Here is a 5,999-nt window from a genome sequence, read left to right on the forward strand (position 1 = left end):
TCCACCTTTTTGGCGGAGTCAAAAGGATTATCCGTAGTTATTTTAATGGTATAGGCAGGCTCCGTTCCGCTGGAAAGGCTGGTCAGCTCATCGCCCGGGATAGTAAAGGTGTTGGCATTGGCCTCAGTAGTTGCGGTATAGCTTGGCGTTATTCCTGCCAAAGCTTCTGTGCTGGCGTAGTTGCCCTCATAAAGCTCCACGCTAAAGATGGTTTCTTTTGGGGGCTCAGCCTGTTGATTAATGAAAACAACATTGGTGCTCCACATAACTTGCACCGGCTCGCCCTTCCTGGTGGTAATGAACTTGCTCACGGCCAGAGAGGGCTTGCTAAGAGATGCTTCTACGGTAAATTCTTCGGACACTTTCTTTACATCTCTGCTCCCATCGTTGGCGCCGTTCATTGCTACCAGATTAAAAGTAACCTTGCCGACCCCCACCGGCGTAATCTCGCCTGTGGTCGCTGCAATAGCAGCAATATTTTCATCAGAGGATAGCCATTTGAAATCTGACGAGGTTTTGAAGGTAGCGTTTCCGCTGTACATATAAGCAAGCTTGACTGTTTCCGCATCACCTAAATAAAGCACCTTGTCGATCCCTGATGGGTAGGAAGCAGGATAGTTAATCGTCATGTCATCTGCTTCGACCAATACCAAAGCGCCTTTGCTAAAACCAACACTGTGTCCCTCATCGAATATAGGCCGAAATTCATCCGTGCCGTTGGGATCAATGTAGAGACGCATTTTGTAAGCTCCCCCGCCCGAGGGAAGGTTAAACTCGGCAGTCAACTTGTCCACTGCATCAGTAATATATAGTGGTATTTTGCTTACCCCATTGTCATAGGAGGCATAAAGACGATTTACCGTGAATTTACCTTCTGTGTCTGCAGTTGTATGGTTAATAAGCCATTCATTTTGTTTTGCTCCCACGGTAGAATTATCTACGGTTGCTTCATTGCTCTGGAACAGATTAATTTCCAACGCACCCTTGCTTTCGCTGGGCAGATAGGTTCCTTCCACTGTACTGCCATCGGCATGTTTTAAGACCAGGCCTAACATGCTATCCAATTCATTATAGGCAAAGACAGTAGCCAGCGCAGCCACATCGCCTGGAAAATAATATGCAGCGCTCGTCAGACCGGAGGTATCCGCAGCACCGGCGGAAATACTGACCGGCGTCAAGGTTATAGGTGTCTGAGGCGGAATATCAAACGGGAAAGTAATTTTTGAGTGTATGAGTCCGCTGTTTTTGCTATTTACTGGGTATTCTTTGCCAGTAGAGTCTTTCATGATTAAGGTAAACTCTCTGTTTTGCACAACCGGCTCGCTGAAGGTCACCACGATGGGAACCTGCTCACCGGCTTTAAATGTTTTAGCAGGCGAGCTGATTTCTTTTACAGCGGGCGCTTTCGTATCTGTGATCGTTAGCGAAAAATTGCGCATTGACGGCCCAAATGTAAGCGAATTGTCATTTACCGCTGTCAAGCGCAAATATGCGGTGCCTGCTGGCACGGTATAGTCCGAAAAAGATAAGGTCTCGTTATGATGCGAAACTTTGTATTTTTTATAGCTTACCTCTTTGGAACCCGTGCTGTTTCCGTTTTTGTCATAAAATGCAACTGTCAACGAAGCTTTCATGGTAGAGCTCGCCTGTCCCCAGAAGGTTCCGCTGGCCCCGACCATCAACTCGCCGTTGGCGGCCAGCATGCTGCCGTCAGCATTCAGTTGAACTTCCTGCCAGGCAGTGACGGTACTGCTTGCGTTACCTTTGATTTCACCGCCATAACTGCCCTTATTCCACTTACCATTGGTTACCTGCCAACCGTTCAAATTACTGCTCGGCACCGGATTGGTCAAGAAATTGGCACCTTTGAAGGCAGTAAAACCATATGCGCTATACATGGTTATGGGAATAAGCTGGCTGGACTTGCCGTTAGAAAACTGCCCCCCCTTTAGGTCATTGAGGCGTACATAAGCAACCGGAGCATCGCCATTCCAGCATACGTTTTCTGTACCGGGCAAATGAATAGTTACCGAACAGGTTGGGTTACTGCTGGTCAAGGTTACAGGTGTCAAATTATTGGCACTATCCCCCAGTACTCCCGGCAGATATTCCTGAGAAAAAGTAACGCTGGCATCAGCTCCGCCCCCACTCATAGTATAAGTGAGGTCTACAGAGTTTGCGGAAATAGCTCCAACCCTGCACTCCACTACCGGAACAGCGGCAGGTTCAGCTGAGCCCTCTATAAGGCTTATACCCTCTGTAGCAAGCTGGTTTTCAAGATCTGCCAACATTTTTACATGCTTATCAGTAAGCTGTACATCCTTCTTTAGAAAATTCTCTTCAACAAAGGCCATGTACGTTTCAAAATCAATTAACTGGGCGATAAAACCAAGGGTAACGGCTTTGCCGTCAACTTTAACCTCCTTGGCCAGATCAAGATCGGGAGCATTCAAAATGACCCGCATTTGCTCCAGGGTATAAAGCTGGCCGTCCATCTCTATTTTATAAGTAAGACGCTTGCCGTTTTCGTCAATGATTCCCATGGCAATCATTGATTCGACCATAGCTGCTGCGCTTTCAGTCCCGTATTGCTCAGCCAGGGCAGCAATAAGCTCTTCCTTTGCCAGGGGATTCACCCCTGGCGCAAGTGAATTTACAGCCATCTCAGTCTCATCCGGGCCATTCAGGAAGATGGACTGCTCTCCTGCGTCGGGATTATTCAACCCCGGCTCAAGTACATTGACTGCAATAGTCTGCTCACTTGCGTTTGAATTATTAGGTTCCCGCGCCAGTGCATTAAGCGGCATCACAGAAAGCAACATAAAGCATACCATCAACATCGATATGCCTTTTTTAAGATTTCGCACTTTCAGCTACTCCTTTTCAATAAATTTCATAAAAATGCTTCCATTTTTTAGCTATTTATCATCCATCATCGCCCTCCGAAATCTGCCGGAAGCCCATCAAAAACCCGGGAATGCGGTTCCACGGCTTTTGCAGGGTCTGATTGTAGAGCATTACCGACTGACGGGAAATATCGTGGCTGCGAGTGAGAATGCCCTGTACATCAACCTCCTCGGGTCCGTTCCTTGCCTGCATGTGTTTTTTGCGGCAGGCGGCAAGCTGGCTCCAAGCACTTTTAACCGTATCCTGTTTTTCTGTCAGCTCCCGGTGCCCACCCAAAACCACAACGCTAAAAACGCCGCTGTGCTGATAGCGGCAATCACACAGGCGATCATGGTAGTCAGGCTCCATCCCTCCTTTCCTCCCTTAGGCTTGCTGCCCAAAAATCTGGATGTTGCCACATACTCTATAGTAGAAATAATTTCCGTAAAAAGTTTGCGTTTGCCTGAGATGTATGAGATTTCGCCCTGAGATGTAAAATCCTACTGGAAAAAGAGGAAAATTCATGGTAAATTTAAGCTGATTTTTATAGGTTACGGAAGGTGAGAGGATTTGAAAATTGCCATTTGTGATGATGATTCGCCGGAGCTTGACCGAATCTCGTCTTTCATAGCTACATACCGGCAAGAAATGAAAGTATCGCTTACATACAAGACCTTTCAAAGCGCTACAGAGCTTCTCTCCACCATGAGCAGCGGAGATTATGACATTTTGCTTTTGGATATACTGATGCCGGGTATAAGCGGAATGCAGGCCGCCCATGAAATTCGGGCGTTTGATGCAGGAGTAAGAATTATCTTTCTCACTTCATCGCCGGAGTTTGCCCTGGAAAGCTACGCGGTCAAAGCTTATGACTATATCCTCAAGCCAGCCTCTAAGGACAAGCTTTTTTCTATACTGGATGCACTTATTGCCGAAGAACAAAAACCGCTGGAGGGCCTGACAGTCAAGACCCAGACAGGCATGTCCCGCATTTTGTTCTCCAAGCTGGCCTTTGTAGAGGTCATGAACAAACGGCTGTATTTCCACCTGGCGGACGGCAGCGTGCAGGAGGTGCCGGCTTCCCTTGCCTATTTTGAGGATAAGCTGCTCTCTCGCCCTGAGTTTGTCAAGGTGCATCGCTCTTATATTGTGAATCTGTGGCAGGTGGGTGAGCTCAGGTCAAAGGAGATTACTACCCTTGCCGGTAATACTCTGCCCATTTCCCGCCTGCTTTATAGGAAGGTGCGTGAGGCATATATGGAGCATCTGTTTGTGGAAAAGGGAGTGAACTAAGGGCTTGAATAATTAATAGCGAGGATGTAATTTTTGATGTCATTATCTATTCTGAATTATTTTTTTGTATTGATCTATGGTCTTATATTATCCTTTTCATTTGCAAATATTTCTATCAAAAGAAATCTCCAAAGTTTCATTATTGTTACCATGAGTTTTTGCGCTACACAATTAGTAATTTATTTGCTTTTAGGGGAGAAATTCCTATATAAATCTTATCCATTTGTTACACATATACCATTGATAATTGTACTGCTACTCTGTTATAAAAAACCGTTCAATATAGCATTGGTTAGTATTTTAACCGCATATTTGCTTTGTACCCCTCGAAAATGGATCGGAACAATGGCTTCAGCGTTTTGGGGATATAGCAGTGAAATTTCTTTTTTGGTGCAAATTATAGCAACCATCCCTTTGCTGATTCTAATTATTAAAATGTCAGCACCCTATGTTGCTGGTTTGCAACAAGAAGATAATAAAGTTATTTCTTTGTTCATTTATGTGCCTCTGACATATTACATAATCGAGTACGGCATTACGGTATACAGCAGTATGCTTTATACCGGTGGTCCTGCCATTGTAGAATTTGTGGATTCTGCTATTGTTGTTGTTTATTTTATATTTTCCGTTTTGTATTTAAAAACTTCTCTGCAAAATCAGAATATAGCACTTGAAAAAGCCAATCTCCAACTACTAATCAAACAATCTGAATTTGAAATAATCGCACTGCAAGAGGCTCAGAATTTTGCCATCATTTACCGCCACGATATGCGACATCATCTTTCGCTTATCGGAGCTTATCTTGCTGATGGAGATAAGCAAAAAGCAGCAGACTATATTCGACTTGCGCTAGCAGACATTGAGGAAATCACCCCCAACCGCTATTGCGAGAACAATACCGTCAATCTGATTTTGTCCGCCTTTGCGGCAAAAGCCAAGATGAACGGCGTTACCCTTTTGGTGGATGCAGACCTGCCTGGCAGCCTTGAGTTGCCCGAAACTGAGCTTAACACGCTGCTTTCCAACGGACTGGAGAATGCCATTGTCGCTGCTGCACAGGTTGACGATGAGCAGTTCAGAACCGTAAGAATCACTTGTCAAACACATAAAGCTAATTTGCTGATTTTTATAGAGAACAGCTTTACGGGCAAAGTAGTAATGGAGAATGGTTTACCGCAAAGCCATCACGCGGGACATGGCTTTGGGGTCAAAAGTATGGCGATGATTGCCGAGAAGAATAATGGCTACTGCTCTTTTGCGGCACAGCATGAGTTATTTACGCTGAAAATTGTGTTGCCGCTGGGGAGATAGCTCCGCCCACTCCCTTGCCTGTTATTTTCTGGCCCGCTGCTTGGCGGCCAGCAAACGGGACATCCGGTCTTTATCCTGCTTGCTGTCCTTAACTTTATCCTTTTCCTGTGCTTTATCTTTTTCGCTCCCTTCCCGGGGAGGGCTCGGGACATGGACAGTCTTTGGCATGCTGCGGGTTTCATCCTTAAAAGGCCTTTCACTTGTTCTTTGCCGTTCTTGCTCAATTAACTCTTCTTTCTTATGGCGCAGACGATTAAAAGTAGCTGCTGCCGGAGTAGAGGTTAAAGCAGTCCCCTCTGGTTTTTGCCGCCGCTGCCACCAGGCTTGCAAATCGCCTAAAGTATAGGCCAGTCGGCGATTGGCGATATCCAGCGGAAGCAGTAGAGCCGCCAGCATCAAGAGCCAGGGCCAGAGTTCCCGTACCCCTCGGGCGACAGGCAGGTTGGAAGCAAACGCTTCGCGGGGCTCACTTATTATGCTGCCGCCTCCTGCTTGCGCCAGGGCTTGCA

The 5,999-nt window shown here is 46.2% G+C and carries 5 protein-coding genes; 2 read left to right on the forward strand and 3 right to left on the reverse strand.

The window, feature by feature from the left end; genetic code table 11:
• The coding region (locus PHP87_RS10215) for a hypothetical protein (protein WP_299921007.1) at nt 1-2,867 on the reverse strand (2,867 nt) is incomplete at its 3' end.
• Nucleotides 2,868-2,925: 58 nt separating this feature from the next.
• Complete coding sequence (locus tag PHP87_RS10220) at nt 2,926-3,255, reverse strand: hypothetical protein (protein ID WP_299921009.1); 330 nt, start codon at nt 3,253-3,255, stop codon at nt 2,926-2,928.
• Between the two features lie 201 nt (nt 3,256-3,456).
• Here PHP87_RS10220 and PHP87_RS10225 point away from each other — a divergent pair, with 201 nt between their 5' ends.
• A complete protein-coding gene (locus PHP87_RS10225; RefSeq protein ID WP_299921011.1) occupies nt 3,457-4,179 on the forward strand; it encodes a LytTR family DNA-binding domain-containing protein in 723 nt (240 codons plus the stop codon).
• 36 nt (nt 4,180-4,215) lie between these two features.
• Nucleotides 4,216-5,490: a sensor histidine kinase gene (locus tag PHP87_RS10230; protein WP_299921013.1), complete on the forward strand. Its 1,275-nt coding sequence runs from the start codon at nt 4,216-4,218 to the stop codon at nt 5,488-5,490.
• A 21-nt stretch (nt 5,491-5,511) separates the two neighbouring features.
• Here the strand turns inward: PHP87_RS10230 and PHP87_RS10235 are convergent.
• Nucleotides 5,512-5,999, reverse strand: a 488-nt coding sequence (locus tag PHP87_RS10235; RefSeq protein ID WP_299921015.1) for a hypothetical protein, incomplete at its 5' end; no start/stop codon positions are given.

Origin of the sequence: Syntrophomonas sp. (assembly GCF_028707975.1) — a bacterium.
In the GTDB taxonomy this organism is placed as follows: Bacteria; Bacillota; Syntrophomonadia; order Syntrophomonadales; family Syntrophomonadaceae; genus Syntrophomonas.